This window comes from Paractinoplanes abujensis (genome assembly GCF_014204895.1).
GTDB lineage: Bacteria > Actinomycetota > Actinomycetes > Mycobacteriales > Micromonosporaceae > Actinoplanes > Actinoplanes abujensis.
Window position 1 is genome coordinate 7,455,870 of the sequence record NZ_JACHMF010000001.1, and the last position, 16,500, is coordinate 7,472,369.

The window sequence follows — 16,500 nt, forward strand, 5'->3', positions numbered from 1 at the left end:
CATCGTCGCCTGTGGACAACTCCGCCCCGCCGGCTTGACACGAAGTAGGGTCGGCCCAACGTTTCTCCCTCGGGTGGGCGGGGGAGGCGGTGGCCCACCAGCGATCTTGCGAAGTTGATCTCGGTGCTCGGGATGCACTCGAAGGCAACAACAAAGCTGAACCCGGACGCCGTACGGCGGGCAGCCAATGAGCTCGCTGGCGATGGTGCTGGGCCTGGCCGTGGTCATCGACTGCGCCCTGTTCTGCGGTGCTTGGAAGAGGCGACCCGCCGCAGCAATCGCCGGATGGTGGGCCATGGTCCAGATCGGCCGCGGCGTGGCGACTCGGGCGGCCGGGGTAGCGATGGCTGAGCGGCTGTTCGGGCGGCAGGGAGTCGATGGGTCGCTGCGATGCTGGCTGGGTGGCGGTCGAGGTGCCAGCCAGCCGGGGCGTTACCGGGATGGGGGCGGGCGGGAAAGCGATGGGCCACTGCGGTGCGGGCTGGGCGGCGGGAGAAGTGTCGGCCTACCGGGGCGATAGCTGAGCGGCGGTTCGGAAGGCCCATGGGCAGCGGCGGTGTCGGCTGAGCGGCGGTTCGGGAGGCCGGTGGGCAGCGGCGGTGTCGGCCGGGCGGCGGTTCGGGAGGCCGATGGGCGGCGGTTCGGGCGGCTGAGGAAGTGATGGCCCGCCGCGGCGACGAGCTGGGCCGGGCGATCTGAGCGGCCGGGGAAGCAGCGGGCCGCCGCCGCGGCGCGAGGTGATCGGGCCCGCGGTGGGCTGGCATGGCGACTGCCTGAGCCGGGCGGGTGAGCGGCAGCACAAGGTGGCGGGCAACCGGAAAGCACCGAGCCGCCGCGCGGCGACTGCCACGACGGCGGCTCAGGTGGGGGAGCTCAGATCCAGCGGCCTCCCAGCCACATGCGACCCGACCAGCTTTCGTACGGGAGGAGCTGGGCTGTGAAGATCGGGTAGAAGTAGGCGAAGCACACGGCTATCAGCACGATGTAGGCGCCGACCACCACGGTGCCTATCAGTTGGCGGTCTGATCTAGCTTTGCCCTGGGTTATGCCGTCGGGTGGCGTCATGATCGCGCCCAGTACGTAGACCACGGCCAGGATCAGGAACGGCAGGGCCGGCAGCGCGTAGAACGAGAACATCGTGCGCCCGTCCTTGACCGCGTAGTAGAACCACGGCAGCAGGCCCGCGACCGTCGGCACCAGGATCGCCCAGGCGCGCCAGTCGCGGCGGGCCAGGCCGAACCAGATCAGGGCGGCCAGGGCGGGCAGGAACGACCACCACAGGATGGGTGTGCCGAGCAGCAGGATCTCGCGGGCGCAGCTGGGGGCGCCGCAGTTGCCGCTGTTGTTCCAGTAGAAGGCGACCGGGCGGCCGAGCAGCAGCCACTGCCAGGGCCACGACTGGTAGATGTGCCGTTCGGTCAGGCCACTGTGGAACCGGTAGGCCTCGTGGTGGTAGTGCCACAGGTTGAGCAGCGCGCCGATCACGGGGGGTTCGCTCATGCCGTTGGCTTCGCGGTAGTGGCGGAAGTAGCCGGTGTCGGTGACGAACCAGCCGGTCCACGAGGCCAGGTAGATCACGAACGTGAGGGCGAAGCTGAGCAGCAGCCAGCCCAGGTCACCGAGGATGCCGGCCAGGAACGGGCCTTGGACGCCGGCCGAGCGGCGGGCCTGCACCCGCCAGACGATCACCAGCGCGGCCAGGAACGGGGCGAAGAACAGTGCGCTCCATTTGACGCCGCAGGCCAGGCCGAACGTGACGCCGGCGACCAGCAGCCACCACGGCACGATCCGGGGCACGGCCGCGGTTTTGGCCGGGTCGAACCCGTTTTCGAGGGCTTTGAGCCACTGTCGCCGGTAGTGGTCGCGGTCGAGCACGAGCGCCGCGAACGTGGCCAGGATGAACGTGCCCAGGAAGATGTCGAGCAGCGACGTACGGGACAGCACCAGTTGGAAGCCGTCGAGCGTCATCAGCAGACCGGCCAGCCCGGCCAGCAGCACCGAGTGGAACAGCCGGTACGTCACTCGGATGAGGATCAGGATCATCACGGTGCCGGCCACCGCGGCCGGGAAGCGCCAGCCCAGTTCGGTGTTGCCGAACATCAGCTCGCCCAGGGCGATCAGCCATTTGCCGAGCGGGGGATGCACCACGTACGCCGGGCCGTTGGTCTTCTCGTCCCACTCGACGCCGTGTTGCAGCATGTCCCAGGCGTCGGTCGGGTAGTACACCTCGTCGAAGATGTAGCCCTTCGGACTGCTGATCCCGTTGAGCCGCAGGATCGCCGCAATCGTCACGATCAGAGCCGTGACCAGCCACGAGTGCGGGTTCAGCCAGTTGTCGAGCGTCTTGAGCCGCCGCCGCACGATGTCGGGGACCGCGCGGACGCCCCCGGGTTCGGCCGCCGCTGGCGGTTCCGGGGTGAGCTCTGTCTCCGTCGTCGCCGCCGTAGTCACCCCGCGATCGTAGGACCTGCGACTGGGAGGCGGTGCCCGCCATCACCTCGGCGCGGCGTGTGATGGACTTTCCCGGTGGTTCCCACCAACGAAGGCCGGGTCGTGCTTGTCGGCGCGCCGCTGGGCAACATCGGCGACGCTTCGGCGCGGCTGCGTGAAATATTGGCGTCCGCCGATGTAGTGGCGGCCGAGGACACCCGGCGGCTGGCCCGGCTGGCCCGCGATCTGGGCGTGACGGTCACCGGCCGGGTCGTTTCATATTTTGAAGGAAACGACGAAAGGCGTACGCCGGAGCTGGTCGAAGCTCTGGCCGGGGGCGCCGTCGTCGCGGTGGTCACCGACGGGGGCATGCCCAGTGTTTCCGATCCGGGTTATCGCCTGGTGCGGGCGGCCCTCGACGCGGGTTATCCGGTCACCGCGGCCCCCGGGCCGAGCGCGGTCACGACGGCTCTCGCGCTCTCCGGCCTGCCCAGTGATCGCTTCGTTTTCGAGGGCTTCCTTCCCCGTACGGGCTCGCACCGTCGATCGCGCCTGCGTGAGCTCGCGGCCGAGCCCCGCACGCTGGTCTTCTTCGAGGCGCCGCACCGCATCGCGGGCATGCTCACCGACCTCGCGGCCACGTTCGGCGACGAGCGGCCCGCCGCGGTCTGCCGTGAACTGACCAAGACGTACGAGGAGATCCGGCGCGACACCGCGATCGAACTCGTCGCCTGGGCGCAGCGGGAGGAGCCGCGCGGCGAGATCACCGTCGTGGTGGGCGGGGCCCCGGAACGTCCGGCCGAACGCCCCGCCGACGACGACTTGCGCGCGGCGGTGGCGGCCCGGGAGGCGGCCGGATCGTCGCGGCGGGACGCCATTCAGGCCGTGGCCGACGAGTTCGGGCTCAAGAAGCGCGAGGTGTACGCGCTGGTGCACGCCTGACCGCCGACTGGCCCTAATAGGCGGCGGCCAGGAAGCCGGCCAGCAGGGCCAGCGGGCCCGCCAGGCTGAGCAGCACGGCACCGCGCCGGGCCCGGGCCGTCTCGAGCCGGCGCGCCTTGGTCACGCCCGCGATCGCGTAGCCGCAGAGCAGCACGAGTGCGAAGCCGAGCATCCAGCGCAGTTGCAGCAGGGCGCCGGTTCCCCCCACGTACGCCTGGCGGCTGTCCGGGCTGACCATGCGCGCGGGGGTGACCGTGCCGGCCAGCCGGGCCTGTCCCTCCACCCCGAGCAGGCGCACTTGGGTGATCGTGTAGCGCCCGTCGGCCGACGCGAACCGGCCCGCGCAGCGCTGCGTCACGCCCTCGCCGGTGCACTGGGTCGTGGTCACGTATCCCTGGTCGCCGTGCCCGACCGCCAGCCAGAACGGCTCCGCGCTGACCCACGCGAAGAACGCCGCCACCAGGCCCAGCGCCACCAGCGAGACCTGGGCCGAGAGCGGCCGCCCGGACGGCTTGGGGCGGGCCCGGCCGGGGCTGCGGTGGCGGGCCCGGGTGAGCGCGGGCGGGGGCTCCTGACCGGGCTTGACCTCGATCGTGTCGTCGACCGGGTCGCGCCAGAAGGCCGAGTTCTCGAGCCGCTGCAGCCGCGCGTCGGTGGCCGGGCTGCCGGTGGCCCGGGGCAGGGGCTCGGTGGGCCGCGTGTGCGCGCCACCGGCCTGGCGGGGCCGCATCGGCATCGGGTGGTCGAGCGGCACGGTCGGACGGTGGTGCAGGTTGGGCTCGGGCAGCACCATGACGTCGTCCGGCGGCGGCGTGACCTCGGCCTTCGGTTTCGGCCGGTGCGTTCCGGCGGGCGACGACGCCCCGTCCGGCGACGCGGCCGCTGCCTGCTGCGCGGCCGGCGACTGCGGCGTGGCCGCCGTGGAATCGGGTTTCCGCGGCCCCGCCGCGGAGTGCGGCATGCCCGGGCTGGGCGGTGCGACGGGCGACTGTGGCGCGGCCGGCGACTGCGGCGCGACCGGTGTTCGCTGAGCGCTCACCGGTTGTGGCGCGGCCGACGGCTGCGGCTCGGTGGCGGCTGGGGCCGGGCCTGCGGCGGCGGGCGGTTCCGGGGCGTCGGCGGCCACCGTTTCCGCTGACCTTCGCGCCGTGTATCCGGCGGCGGGCCGCAGTGGGGTGTAGCGGTGCGGGTCCGGCTGGTCGTGGTTCCGCTCGACGGCCGGGATGTTCTCGACGGGCGCCGACGGCGGCTCGACGGGCGCCGGGGGTTTCTCGGCGGGGGAGGTGAGCTCGTCGGCGGTGTCCCGGACGCCGGCCTCGTGCCCCTCGGCGGCCTCGCCGGTGCGCGGCCCAGCAGCCGGCGGCAGCAGCACTCCGGTGCTGCTCGCGGGCTGTTCGGGGCCGGTGTTGACCAGGCGGCGGCGGGCGGGCTCGTCGGCCGGGCGGTCGGTCTCGCCGCGCCACCAGGCCGCGTCGGGATCGGGCAGCGACCACGGGTCGGCTCCGCTACGAGGCGTTTCCCCAGGTTGTGGCGTGTCTCCGGGCACGCGTCCATTGGACTACGCGGGCGAGCGGTGACCACGTTTTGAATCGGGCGTGTCGTGATAAATAGGGATCCGGTGGCAGGCTGAGCGAATCCGTTCGCGAGCGGGCCGGGCCGCTCACTACGCTTGTACCCCATGAGTCACGTTCTCGCCGCGGTTGCCTGGCCCTATGCCAACGGCCCGCGCCACATCGGTCATGTCTCCGGCTTCGGGGTGCCCTCCGACGTTTTCAGCCGGTACATGCGCATGGCCGGGCACGACGTGCTCATGGTCTCGGGGACTGACGAGCACGGCACGCCGATCCAGGTGCAGGCCGACGCCGAGGGCGTGACGGCGCGTGAGCTGGCCGACCGTTACAACCGGGTCATCGTCGAGGACCTGCACGGCCTCGGCCTGTCCTACGACCTGTTCACCCGCACCACCACCCGCAACCACTACGCGGTGGTGCAGGAGCTGTTCACCGCGCTCGAGCGCAACGGTTACATCGTCAAGCGCACGACGCTGGGCGCGCGGTCGCCGTCGACCGGGCGCACGCTGCCCGACCGTTACATCGAGGGCACCTGCCCGATCTGCGGTTACGACAGCGCCCGCGGCGACCAGTGCGACAACTGCGGCAACCAGCTCGACCCCGAGCAGCTCATCAACCCGCGCTCCAAGATCAATGGCGAGACTCCGGAGTTCGTCGAGACCGAGCACTTCTTCCTCGACCTGCCGGCGTTCGCCGAGGCCATCGGCAACTGGCTCGACCAGCGGGAGAACTGGCGGCCCAACGTCCTGAAGTTCTCGCGCAACCTGCTCGACGACCTGCAGCCCCGGGCCATCACCCGCGACCTCGAGTGGGGGGTGCCGATCCCGCTCGACGGCTGGCGCGACCGCAACGACAAGCGGATCTACGTCTGGTTCGACGCCGTGATCGGTTATCTCTCGGCCTCGATCGAGTGGGCCCGCCGTTCCGGCGACCCCGAGGCGTGGCGCCGGTGGTGGTCGGCCGACGCGCAGGGCAAGGACGCGCTGGGCTACTACTTCATGGGCAAGGACAACATCGTCTTCCACTCGGTGATCTGGCCGGCGCTGCTGCTCGGCTATTCCGGCGAGGGCGACAAGGGTGGCGAGCCGGGGGAGCTGGGCCGGCTCAACCTGCCGACCGAGGTGGTCTCGAGCGAGTTCCTGACGATGGAGGGCAAGAAGTTCTCCTCGTCGCGGCGGGTCGTCATCTACGTGCGCGACTTCCTGGAGCGTTACGACGCCGACGCGCTGCGCTACTTCATCGCGGTGGCCGGTCCGGAGTCCAACGACACCGATTTCACCTGGGCCGAGTTCGTGCGGCGCAACAACGACGAGCTCGTCGCGGGGTGGGGCAATCTGGTCAACCGCTCGATCTCGATGGCCGCCAAGAACTTCGGGGCCATCCCCGAGCGGGGCGAGCTGACCGAGGAGGACGAGGCGCTGCTGGCGGTGTCGCGGGCCGGCTTCGCCACGGTGGGCGAGCTGATCGGCAAGCATCGGCAGAAGGCGGCGATCGGCGAGGCGATGAGGGTGGTCGCCGAGGCCAACAAATACCTTTCCGACCAGGCGCCCTGGAAGCTCAAGGCCGACGCGGACAAGCCCCGCCAGGCCACCGTCCTGGCGGTTGCGCTGCAGGTCGTCAGCGACGCCAACACGTTGCTGACGCCGTTCCTGCCGCACTCCGCGCAGAAGGTCTTCGAGCTGCTCGGCGGCGAGGGCGTGCATGCGCCGATGCCGCGCATCGAGGAGGTCGAGGACTTGGACGGCGGGCCCGGTTACCCGGTGCTCACGGGCGATTACACCGGCGGCGCCCGCTGGGAGTCTGTGCCCTTGGTCACAGGGACCCCGCTGGCCGCCCCGAAGCCGGTGTTCCGCAAGCTCGAGCCCTCGGTTATCGAGGAGGAGCTGGCGCGCCTAGCAGGCTGATTTCCATCTATCGATGAGGCTCATTGGCACTAACGGTGCCGATGAGCCTCATCCGTTTATCTGATTGATCGATGGACGGAAGATCCGGTAGCGTCCGTGCTCCACGGGGGAACACCAGCGTTACATCGATACGGCTCCGTCCCTTCGCGAGCCGTGTCGGTCGTGCCCCCTTCGTGCGGTTTTACCCCCCTCGAAGGAGCATTTCCTTGAAGACTCGCCTCTCGCGCCCGCTGCTGGCGGCCGTGATCAGCGGTGCCTTGGCCAGCGGCCTCGCTGCCGCGCCGGCGCTCGCTGAGCCGCCGCCGCTGCCCGACGCGACCGAGCCGCCGCCCGCCACCACGGCGCCGGCCACCACGCCGCCGGTGACGACTCCGCCGCCGCCGGCCACCACGGCGCCGGCGACGACGCCGCCGGCTACCACCCCGCCGGCCACCACGCCGCCGGCGACGACGCCCCCGGCCACCACGCCGCCGGTGTCGCCGCCCGTCACCACGCCGCCGCCGGCGGCCGACAAGACCGCGCCCACGGGCAACTTCACGCTGAACCGCTGGTCGATCTGGACCGGCCAGTCGGTCACCATCACGGTGATCGGCGTGGGCGACAACGTGAGCGCGGGCCCCGAGATCACGCGCGTGGTCACCTGGGGTGACGGCACCACGCAGACCCTGCACCACACCGCGAAGAACGTGTCGCACACGTACAAGTCGGTCGGCAAGAAGCCGATCACGCTGACGCTGACCGACGCCGCGGGCAACAAGAAGGTCGCCAAGTCGGCCGGCCCGAACGTCACCTCCCCGGCGCTGAAGTACAAGCTGAACAAGTCGTCGGTCTGGGCCGGCGAGAAGTTCGTGTGGGAGATCACCTCGGTGCCCGCCGGCACCAAGAAGATCACGGTCGCCTGGGGCGACGGGCGCGCGTCGGTTCTGCCGATCAAGAAGCAGAAGGTCACGCGCTACTACTTCACGACTCCGGGCGACGACTTCGTGGCGCCGGGCGCGAAGCAGCTCAAGGCGGTCGTCGCCAACGGCTACGGCACCGCCACCGCGATCAACGTGGGCAAGGTGACGCTCAAGAAGGACTCCTGGCGTCCGTCCGTGAAGCTGACCAAGCCGTCGAAGCCGAACAAGGCCGCGTCGTGGAAGGCGATCAAGGGCACGGTGACCGACAAGGGATCCGGCGTCAAGGAAATGATCGTCATCGCGATGGTCGGCAAGAGCAACGGCTCGGTCGTCTGCTACACCGCCAAGAAGAAGTGGGTCACGGTCACCGACTCGTCGATCCTCTCCTGCCTGGTGCCGGTGAAGCCGTCGAAGGGCAAGTACTCGCTGGCCCTGAAGAGCACCCCCAAGGGTCAGTTCATCACCGACGTCATCGCCATGGACTGGTCCGGTCTGACCAGCCCCTCGGTCGAGTACCAGCGGACCCTCAGCTGACCTGAGGCACCGAACGAAGAAGCCGGCGTCACCCCGCGAGGGGTGACGCCGGCTTCGGCCTTTCGAAGAGCGTTACAGCGCGTACGGGATGTCGGCGATGTGGTGGTCGAGAAGCTCACCCACCGGCGCCCAGGCCTCGTAGACGCCCCGTTCGTAACAGCGCGCGCCGGTGGCCGCCAGCGAGTCGTTGTCCGGGCGGACCAGCCGCAACCGGGCCCAGGCCTCGTCGCGTTGCAGCACCCAGCACGGGATCCCCCGCCACAGGGCCTGCTCGGCCCGCCGGCTCAGCGTCGACACCGGATAGCGGGCGGCACGGGTCAGTGCCCGCACCCGGAACTCCTCGGGCGGGTCGGCGACCGCCTCGTACTCCTTGCCGTTGATCTGCCCGACCAGCCGCGCCGAGCCGGTCGTCGTGCACGGCACGTACTCACGGTCGGGACTCACACCGGGCAGGTTGTCGAGCAGGCCGCGCCACCGCGGACCGGCCAGCCGCAGCCAGCCGTTCTGCTCGGGCTGGTACGTGTAGAGGATGACCTCCTCGCCGCCCGGCACGTGCGCGATGATCTGCGAGTTGGCCGGGATCGGCAGGTCGGCGAACCCCGCCGTGATGTATTCCGGGATCAGCTCGTCGGTGCTCGGCGTGAAACCGGTGCCGAGGATCATCGCGCCGATCCGCTGGTGCGCCTGAATCAGGGCCAGGCCGGGCTGCGCGGGGCCGCCCGGTACCTCGTAGTCGAGCGGGTCCACGGCCCGCCAGCGCAGCGCGTAGGCCACCTCGGAGTCGGTCACGCCGTCGGTGCCGAGCAGGGCCAGGTCGCGCGGGTCGGTCAGGTGCGCCACGTCGCACGCGCGGTAGCAGAAGCCGTACGGGAGCCAACCGCCCAGATGACCGGAGACCTGGGCCGGAGAAAGCACCTTCGTCATGCGTGTGCCGCGCCGTACGGCCGCCGTCGCCCGGATCTGCCGGAGGATCGGCTCGTCGCGGGAACCGGCCGACTGGCTCATCTGCTGAACCCGGGCCCAGCCGAGGTCGCGCCGCAGCGGGGCGGATAGCGGGGGCTCGAGCGGATCGATGTCGATCACGCTGTCCTCACCGGTCACGGTCACGGTCGGAAACTAGACAACAGCGGTGGACTTCAGGTGAACAAACAGTGGCCGGAGGGTCGAAGTGCAGAATGTCTCACATGTCATCGTCACCATCGGAATCCCGCCGGGAGAAGTCGCGTCGCCGCAGCGGCGAGTTTCCGGCCGAGCCCGAGCCGCTAGCCGTCGCGGTCTTCGACAGTCACACCCACCTCGACCTGACGATCCAGGAGGCGGGTGGGCCCGGTGGTGCGGCCACCGACTCGATCGAGGCACTGCTGACCGCCGCGGCCAAGGCCGGCGTCGACCGGATCGTCCAGGTCGGGGTGGACGAGGCCTCCTCCCGCTGGGGGGCCGAGCTGGCCGCGCGTCACCCGTCGGTGCTGGCCGCCGTGGCGCTGCACCCGAACGAGGCGCCGCGGCTGTCCGATCTGGACTCCGCGCTGCGGGCGATCGAGGCGCTGGCGGCCGAGCCCCGCGTGCGCGGCGTAGGGGAGACCGGCCTCGACACCTTCCGTACGGGCGAGGAGGGCCGCGCGGCGCAGGAGGCGAGTTTCCGGGCGCACATTGCCATCGCCAAGCGCCACGGCAAGGCCCTGATCATTCACGACCGCGACGCCCACGATGACGTCCTGCGGGTGCTCGACTCCGAGGGCGCACCGGAGACGGTCGTGATGCACTGTTTCTCGGGCGACGCCGGCTTCGCGGCCGAGTGCGTACGGCGGGGCTTCTACCTCAGTTTCGCCGGGACGGTGACCTTCGCCAGCGCCGGCAACCTGCGCGAGGCGGCCGCCCTGACCCCGCTCGAGCAGATCATGGTCGAGACGGACGCGCCCTACCTGACCCCCGTCCCGTACCGGGGCCGGCCGAACGCGTCCTACCTGATCCCGCTGACCGTGCGCTCCCTGGCCGCGACCAGGGGTGACGACGTCGACGAGCTGTGCGCCGCGATCTCGGCCAACGGCGAGCGAGTCTTCGGCCCGTGGCGTTAGGCGTTCATCGCCCCGGCTAGGCTCGCAGGTCATGGCTGACGCACTTCTCGGCCCGGCGGAGATCCGGGAGCTGGCGGCCCGGCTCGGCGTGGCCCCCACGAAGAAGCTCGGCCAGAATTTCCTGCACGACCCGAACACGATCCGCCGCATCGTGACCGCGGCCGGTCTCGTGCCCGCCGACGTCGCGCTCGAGGTGGGCCCCGGGCTCGGTTCGCTGACACTGGGCCTGGTCGGGGCGGTGCGGCACGTGCACGCCGTCGAGATCGACCCCCGGCTGGCCGCGGCGCTGCCCGAGACGGTCACGGCCGCGCACCTGACCGTGCACAACGCCGATGCCCTGCACGTGCGCGGCGCCGATTTCGACCCCGCGCCCACGATGCTGGTGGCCAACCTGCCCTACAACGTGGCCGTGCCCGTCGTGCTGCACCTGCTGGCCGAGCTGCCCACGCTGCGCGGCGGCCTGGTCATGGTGCAGAAGGAGGTGGCCGACCGGCTCGTCGCGGGGCCCGGTTCCAAGGTCTACGGGGTGCCGTCGGTCAAGCTGGCCTGGTACGCGGAGGCCCGCGCGGCCGGCAAGGTCCCGCCCGCGGTCTTCTGGCCGGTGCCCAATGTGGACTCGGGCCTGGTCGCGTTCACCCGGCGCACCCCTCCGGGTGACATCGAGCGGGCGGCGGTCTTCGCGGTCGTCGACGCGGCGTTCGCGCAGCGCCGCAAGACCCTGCGGGCGGCCCTGGCGGGCTGGGCGGGCGGCGCCGCCCGGGCCGAGGAGCTGCTGGTGGCGGCCGGGATCAGCCCGCAGGCCCGAGGCGAGTCGCTGACCGTCGACGAGTTCGTGGCGATCGCGGCCGCGGCCAAACTGTCGCCCCGCGGCGGTAAGCTCAGCCCGTCCGAGAGGCAGCCCGAGGAGGTGGACTTATGACCGCGCAGCCGGCAGGCCCTGCCGTGTGGTCGCCTGACCCGATCAGGCAACGCCGGGCCGACCATCTTCTCGAGGATGTCCTTTCCCTCCCTGACGACGCCCCCCGCGTCGAGCTCCGCGACGGAGTCATGATCGTGGTCCCCTCACCGACGCTCGGCCACCAAAACATCGGAAATCTCCTGTGGCTGTGGTTCCGGCAGAACGCGCCGAAGGAATTCGTCGCAGGCACGGCAGTTGGTGTTGCCGTGACCTTGCAGGACAGCTTGGAGCCGGACGTACTGCTTCTTCACCAGCCCGTCAACATGAGCAACCACTTCTTTCTGCCCGCGCAGGTCGCCATCGCCGTCGAGATCGTCTCGCCCGGCACGAAGCGCCGGGACCGGTTCGACAAACCCTCCGAGTACGCGGCGTTAGGCATTCCACACTTCTGGCGAATCGAACAGGGTCCGATCCACGTACATGCATATGATCTGGCCAACGGCAGGTACGAGCCCGCCGGTGATTCGGACACCGAGCTGTCACTGAACGCACCGTTCGAGATCAAGCTGCCGATTCGGGACATCACTCCGTGACCGAGGCCTGGGGACCGGACGACGACGAGCCGCGCCGGTACAACGGGCCCGTGCGGGTGCGCGTGCCGGCCAAGATCAATCTGCATCTCGGGGTCGGGCCGCTGCGCGACGACGGATTTCACGAGCTGAACACCGTCTATCACGCGATCAGCCTGTTCGACGAAATCACCGCCCGGCCGGGTGACACGCTCACCCTGACCATGGAGGGCGAGGGCACGGGCACGCTCGCGCTCGACGAGACCAACCTGATCATCCGGGCCGTCCGGGCGCTCGCGGCCCGCGCCCGCGTGCCGGCCTACGCCCGGCTGCACCTGCGCAAGTCGATCCCGCTGGCCGGTGGGCTGGCCGGGGGCAGTGCCGACGCCGCGGCCACCCTGCTCGCCTGCGACCTGCTGTGGGGCACCGGCCTCACCCGGGAGGAGCTGGCCGAGGTGGGCGCCACGCTCGGCTCCGACGTGCCGTTCCTGCTGCACGGGGGCACGGCCCTGGGCACGGGCCACGGCGAGGCGATCAGCCCGATCCTGGCCCGGCCGACCACGTGGCACTGGGTGGTCGCGCTGGCCGACGGCGGCCTGTCCACCCCCGAGGTCTATCGCAAGCTCGACGACCTGCGCGCCGGTTCCTGGCCGCCCAAGGCGCTGGGCGACGCCGACGAGCTGATGGCCGCGCTGCGCCAGCGGGACCCCGAGGTGCTGGGCGCTGCCCTCGGCAACGACCTGCAGGCCGCGGCCCTCGCGCTGCGGCCCGAGCTGGCCGACGTGCTCAAATGCGGCAACGAGGCCGGCGCGGTGGCCGGTCTGGTCTCCGGCTCCGGCCCGACCTGTGTGTTCCTGGCCACTGGGGCGGCGCACGCGGCCCAGGTCGCGGCCGGGCTCAACGCGGCCGGGGTGTGCCGCGAGGCGGTCACCGCCCGGGGCCCCATGCCGGGCGCGCGGGTAACGTAGAGCCATCGTGGCGAACATCATCAACCTGGACCGGGTCAACAAGGGCTACGGCGCCGCCGGCCAGCTTCTCACCGACGTCTCTCTCGGGCTCGACGACGACGCCCGCATCGGCATCGTCGGCCTCAACGGCGCCGGCAAGTCGACCCTGCTGCGGCTGCTGGCCAAGAGCGAGGAGCCCGACTCCGGCCGCGTCACCCACCGTCGTGACCTGCGGGTCGCCACCCTGCCCCAGACGCTCGACCTGGCCGGCGAGCTGACCGTGCGCGACGTCGTGCTGGGCACGGCCTGGCTGGCCCAGGGCATGGGGGCCGAGCACGAGTGGGCCGGCGACGCCGGGGTCCGCGCCATCCTCGACGGTCTGGGCATGCCCCACCTGGGCCTCGACACCCCGGTCGGGCCGATGTCGGGTGGCGAGCGGCGCCGGGTCGCGCTGGCGGCCCTGCTCGTACGGGAAAGCGATCTGCTGATCCTCGACGAGCCCACCAACCACCTCGACGTGGCCGGTGTCGACTGGCTGGCCCGGCACCTGCTGACCCGTCGCGGCGCGCTGGTCGTCGTCACGCACGACCGCTGGTTCCTCGACGCCGTCTGCACGGCCACCTGGGAGGTCGTCGAGGAGCAGGTCCACGCGTACGAGGGCGGCTACGCGGCCTGGACCCTGGCGCGGGCCGAGCGGCAGCGGGTCGCCGCCGTGATCGAGGCCCGCCGGCAGAATTTGCTCCGCAAGGAGATCGCGTGGCTGCGCCGGGGCCCGCCCGCCCGCACGTCCAAGCCCCAGTTCCGCATCGACGCCGCCAACGCCCTGATCGCCGACGTGCCCCCGGTGCGCGACAAGGTCAGCCTGCAGCGGCTGGCCACCTCGCGCCTGGGCAAGCAGGTCTACGACCTCGAGGACGTCCGGTTGCAGGCCGGCCCCAAGACAATCCTCGACGGGCTGACCTGGCAGGTCGGCCCGGGTGACCGGTTCGCGATCCTGGGCGCCAACGGGGCCGGCAAGACCACCCTGTTGCGGTTGCTGGCCGGGGTCACCACGCCCGAGGGCGGCCGCCTGGTCACCGGCTCGACAGTGCGCGCGGCCTTCCTGTCGCAGGAGCTCAAGGAGCTGCCCGGCGATCTGCGCCTGCTCGAAGCGGTGGAAGAGGTGGCCAAGCGGGTCAAGCTGGGTGACCGCGAGCTCTCGGCGGGTCAGCTGGCCGAGGTGTTCGGCTTCACCGACAAGCGCATCTGGACCCCGGTGAGCGATCTCTCGGGTGGCGAGCGGCGCCGGTTGCAGTTGTTGCGCCTGCTGGCCGCCGAGCCTAACGTGCTGCTGCTCGACGAGCCCACCAACGACCTCGACACCGACACGCTGGCGGCCCTGGAAGACCTGCTCGACTCCTGGCCGGGCACGATGATCGTGGCCAGCCACGACCGCTACCTGGTGGAGCGCGTCACCGACACGGCGTACGGGATGTTCGGCGACGGCCGTCTCGTGCACCTGCCCGGTGGCATCGACGAGTACCTTGTGCGCGCTTCGTCCGGCCAAGGCCAAGCCCCTTCCCCGGTACGGGATGAGAAGCCCGGTCTGTCCGCCGGTGATCTGCGTCAGGCCCGCAAGGACCTGACCCGGCTCGAGCGTCAGCTGGGCAAGCTCGAGGAGCGCATCGTCAAGATCAACGAGAAGCTGGCCGAGCACGGCAGCGACTACGACAAGATCATGGAGTACGACGCGCAGCTCAAGGCCGTCCAGCAGGAGCGGGCCGAGGTCGAGGAGGCCTGGCTGGAACTGGCCGAGCAGGTGCCCGGAAACTGATCCGGGGGGTGTGCCTGCGCCGCTTGGGGGCAATACGCGAGAATCGGCGGGTACAACACCTGACCTTGGAGACGGACACCATGGCGCACACCCCGGTCAACCATCCGCTACGGCCTCTCTACCGCGCGCTCAGCCTGGTCGCGGGCGCCTACCTGGTCGTGTTCGGCGTGATCGGCCTGATTCAGACGTCCGGCGAGAGCTTCACCGGCGTGACCGGCGTGCGGGTCCTCGGCCAGGAGACCAACCTGCTGTGGTCGATCATCGCGCTGGTCGTCGGCATCGTGGTGGTGGCCGCGGGCGCGATGGGGCGCAACCTCGACGTCGCCGCGGGCAAATACCTCGGCTGGACTCTGCTGGTCATCGGCAGCTACGAGCTGGCCACCAACCGCACCGACGCCAACCTGTTCGGCTTCAGCATGTCCACCGTCGTGGTGACCTACATCGTGGGCCTGATCCTCATCCTGTCCAGCCTGTACGGCAAGGTCGCGCCGCAGGAGCAGGCCGGCGCGCCGCGCCAGGTGCGGGAGGGCCGGCCCGCCTGATGGCGCACTACCCCCTCAATCACCCCCTGCGTCCCCTCTACCGCCTGCTCGCCTTTCTGGCCGCGGCCTACCTGACGCTTTTCGGCGCCATTGGTGTCGGTGTCACGGCGGGTGACCCGTTGTTCCACCGTGGCGGCGACTGGGTGCTCGGTCTGCGCACCAACCCGGCCACGGCCTGGGTCAGCCTGCTGCTGGGCGTGGTGCTGCTGGTCGCCGTGGTCGTCGGCCGCAACCTCTACCACCAGGTCGCACTGGTGCTGGGCTGGGCGCTGGCCGGGTTCGCCATGGTCGTCATGGCCGTGATCCAGACCGACGCCAACGTGTTCAACTTCTCGATGATCAACGTCGTGGTGCTGGCCCTGCTCGGCTTGGTCGTCCTGACCGCGGGCCTCTACGGCAAGATCGGCCGCCCGGACGACGAGGCCGCTCGCTAACCCGTTTTCCTGGTCAGCAGGGTGGGTTTGGCCTCCAGGTGGGACAGGCCGTTCCAGGCCAGGTTGACCAGGTGGGCGGCCACCGTCTCCTTCTTGGGCTTGCGCGCCTCCCGCCACCACTGGCCGACCAGCGCCACCATGCCCACCAGGGCCTGCGAATAGAGCTCGGCCAGCTTGGGGTCGAGACCGCGCGCCTTGAACTCGGCGCCCAGAATGTGCTCGACCTGGTGGGCCACGTCGTTCATCACGCTCGAGAACGTGCCCGCGGGCGACAGCACCGGCGACTCGCGGGCCAGCACCCGGAAGCCGTGCGGTTCCTCCTCGATGTAGCCGAGCAGCGCCAGCGCCGCCTGTTCGAGCAGTTCCCGCGGGTGCCCGGCGGTCAGCGCGGCCGCGATCCGGTCGAGCAGCGCACGCACCTCGCGGTCGACGACCACCGCGTAGAGGCCTTCCTTGCCGCCGAAGTGCTCGTAGACCACCGGCTTGGACACCTTGGCCCGGGCCGCGACCTCCTCCACGCTGGTGGCGTCGAAGCCCCGCTCGGCGAAGAGCTGACGGCCGATCGCGATCAGCTGCTCCCGGCGCTGCGCGGCCGACATGCGCACCCGTGGGGTGGTCGCCGCCCTTGCACGTCGTGGCCGGGCCGCGGCGTCGTCTGAGTCCGTCACCCGCCCATCCTGCCAGCTCTGTCCGATTTCCATCGGCCCCGGGAAGCCGGTGGCGACCAGTCGTACGGTCCGCCGGGTTGACGGGCGACCAGGAGGTGGTGTCGAAGCTTGACCGGCTCGCCGTCGAAAGGGGTTGACCCGGTGCCGCTAAGATGTGACCGGTGGACATGGCCCCGCGGGGGAGATGTCCGTGATAGTCCCGGATCGTCTAATGGTAGGACCGCGGCTTTTGGTGCCGTTTATAGGGGTTCGAATCCTCTTCCGGGAGCCGGCT

Annotated in this window: 14 protein-coding genes and 1 tRNA gene; 11 read left to right on the forward strand and 4 right to left on the reverse strand. The window is 70.8% G+C overall.

Annotated elements, in window-relative coordinates; genetic code table 11:
- Positions 1-873 precede the first annotated feature (873 nt).
- A complete protein-coding gene (locus tag BKA14_RS34235; RefSeq protein ID WP_184954901.1) occupies positions 874-2,451 on the reverse strand; it encodes a dolichyl-phosphate-mannose--protein mannosyltransferase in 1,578 nt (525 codons plus the stop codon).
- 75 nt (positions 2,452-2,526) lie between these two features.
- Between BKA14_RS34235 and rsmI the strand changes: the two genes are divergently transcribed.
- Positions 2,527-3,372, forward strand: coding sequence for a 16S rRNA (cytidine(1402)-2'-O)-methyltransferase (gene rsmI / locus BKA14_RS34240; protein ID WP_184954902.1), 846 nt, complete (start codon positions 2,527-2,529; stop codon positions 3,370-3,372).
- A gap of 13 nt (positions 3,373-3,385) precedes the next feature.
- On the opposite strand, the gene BKA14_RS34245 is transcribed toward rsmI, so the two are convergent.
- Complete coding sequence (locus BKA14_RS34245) at positions 3,386-4,918, reverse strand: hypothetical protein (RefSeq protein ID WP_184954903.1); 1,533 nt, start codon at positions 4,916-4,918, stop codon at positions 3,386-3,388.
- 132 nt (positions 4,919-5,050) lie between these two features.
- On the opposite strand from BKA14_RS34245, the gene metG reads away from it, so the two are divergent.
- The gene (gene metG / locus BKA14_RS34250) at positions 5,051-6,847 is read left to right on the forward strand and encodes a methionine--tRNA ligase (protein ID WP_184954904.1); all 1,797 of its coding nucleotides are present in this window, start codon (positions 5,051-5,053) and stop codon (positions 6,845-6,847) included.
- A gap of 206 nt (positions 6,848-7,053) precedes the next feature.
- Positions 7,054-8,280, forward strand: a complete 1,227-nt coding sequence (locus BKA14_RS34255) for a hypothetical protein (RefSeq protein WP_184954905.1) — start codon at positions 7,054-7,056, stop codon at positions 8,278-8,280.
- Positions 8,281-8,352: 72 nt separating this feature from the next.
- On the opposite strand, the gene BKA14_RS34260 is transcribed toward BKA14_RS34255, so the two are convergent.
- Positions 8,353-9,387 carry a hypothetical protein gene (locus BKA14_RS34260; protein WP_184954906.1) on the reverse strand — a complete coding sequence of 345 codons (1,035 nt, stop codon included), beginning with the start codon at positions 9,385-9,387 and terminating at the stop codon, positions 8,353-8,355.
- A gap of 68 nt (positions 9,388-9,455) precedes the next feature.
- Between BKA14_RS34260 and BKA14_RS34265 the strand changes: the two genes are divergently transcribed.
- The 7 genes from BKA14_RS34265 (at position 9,456) to BKA14_RS34295 (ending at position 15,558) form a co-directional block, all read left to right on the forward strand.
- Positions 9,456-10,355, forward strand: a complete 900-nt coding sequence (locus BKA14_RS34265; protein WP_184954907.1) for a TatD family hydrolase — start codon at positions 9,456-9,458, stop codon at positions 10,353-10,355.
- A gap of 31 nt (positions 10,356-10,386) precedes the next feature.
- A complete protein-coding gene (gene rsmA / locus BKA14_RS34270) occupies positions 10,387-11,274 on the forward strand; it encodes a 16S rRNA (adenine(1518)-N(6)/adenine(1519)-N(6))-dimethyltransferase RsmA (RefSeq protein ID WP_184954908.1) in 888 nt (295 codons plus the stop codon).
- Entirely contained in the window at positions 11,271-11,846 is a 576-nt protein-coding gene (locus BKA14_RS34275) for a Uma2 family endonuclease (protein ID WP_184954909.1), read from the forward strand. Before rsmA ends, BKA14_RS34275 begins: the two co-directional genes overlap by 4 nt.
- Positions 11,843-12,790 carry a 4-(cytidine 5'-diphospho)-2-C-methyl-D-erythritol kinase gene (locus BKA14_RS34280; RefSeq protein WP_184954910.1) on the forward strand — a complete coding sequence of 316 codons (948 nt, stop codon included), beginning with the start codon at positions 11,843-11,845 and terminating at the stop codon, positions 12,788-12,790. Before BKA14_RS34275 ends, BKA14_RS34280 begins: the two co-directional genes overlap by 4 nt.
- A 7-nt stretch (positions 12,791-12,797) precedes the next feature.
- The gene (locus BKA14_RS34285) at positions 12,798-14,582 is read left to right on the forward strand and encodes an ABC-F family ATP-binding cassette domain-containing protein (protein ID WP_184954911.1); all 1,785 of its coding nucleotides are present in this window, start codon (positions 12,798-12,800) and stop codon (positions 14,580-14,582) included.
- Positions 14,583-14,647: 65 nt separating this feature from the next.
- A complete protein-coding gene (locus BKA14_RS34290; protein WP_239092580.1) occupies positions 14,648-15,124 on the forward strand; it encodes a DUF4383 domain-containing protein in 477 nt (158 codons plus the stop codon).
- The gene (locus BKA14_RS34295) at positions 15,124-15,558 is read left to right on the forward strand and encodes a DUF4383 domain-containing protein (RefSeq protein WP_184954912.1); all 435 of its coding nucleotides are present in this window, start codon (positions 15,124-15,126) and stop codon (positions 15,556-15,558) included. Before BKA14_RS34290 ends, BKA14_RS34295 begins: the two co-directional genes overlap by 1 nt.
- Here the strand turns inward: BKA14_RS34295 and BKA14_RS34300 are convergent.
- Positions 15,555-16,157 carry a TetR/AcrR family transcriptional regulator gene (locus BKA14_RS34300; RefSeq protein WP_184957137.1) on the reverse strand — a complete coding sequence of 201 codons (603 nt, stop codon included), beginning with the start codon at positions 16,155-16,157 and terminating at the stop codon, positions 15,555-15,557. The two genes, BKA14_RS34295 and BKA14_RS34300, sit on opposite strands and share 4 nt — an antisense overlap.
- A 266-nt stretch (positions 16,158-16,423) precedes the next feature.
- Between BKA14_RS34300 and BKA14_RS34305 the strand changes: the two genes are divergently transcribed.
- A tRNA-Gln gene (locus BKA14_RS34305) sits at positions 16,424-16,494 on the forward strand.
- Positions 16,495-16,500 lie beyond the last annotated feature (6 nt).

Excerpts from the sequence above, each read along its gene's own strand:
- metG (WP_184954904.1), top strand. The coding sequence starts at position 5,051 with ATGAGTCACGTTCTCGCCGCGGTTGCCTGGCCCTATGCCAACGGCCCG.
- BKA14_RS34265 (WP_184954907.1), top strand. The coding sequence starts at position 9,456 with ATGTCTCACATGTCATCGTCACCATCGGAATCCCGCCGGGAGAAGTCG.
- rsmA (WP_184954908.1), top strand. The coding sequence starts at position 10,387 with ATGGCTGACGCACTTCTCGGCCCGGCGGAGATCCGGGAGCTGGCGGCC.
- BKA14_RS34275 (WP_184954909.1), top strand. The coding sequence starts at position 11,271 with ATGACCGCGCAGCCGGCAGGCCCTGCCGTGTGGTCGCCTGACCCGATC.
- BKA14_RS34295 (WP_184954912.1), top strand. The coding sequence starts at position 15,124 with ATGGCGCACTACCCCCTCAATCACCCCCTGCGTCCCCTCTACCGCCTG.
- BKA14_RS34300 (WP_184957137.1), bottom strand. The coding sequence starts at position 16,157 with ATGTCGGCCGCGCAGCGCCGGGAGCAGCTGATCGCGATCGGCCGTCAG.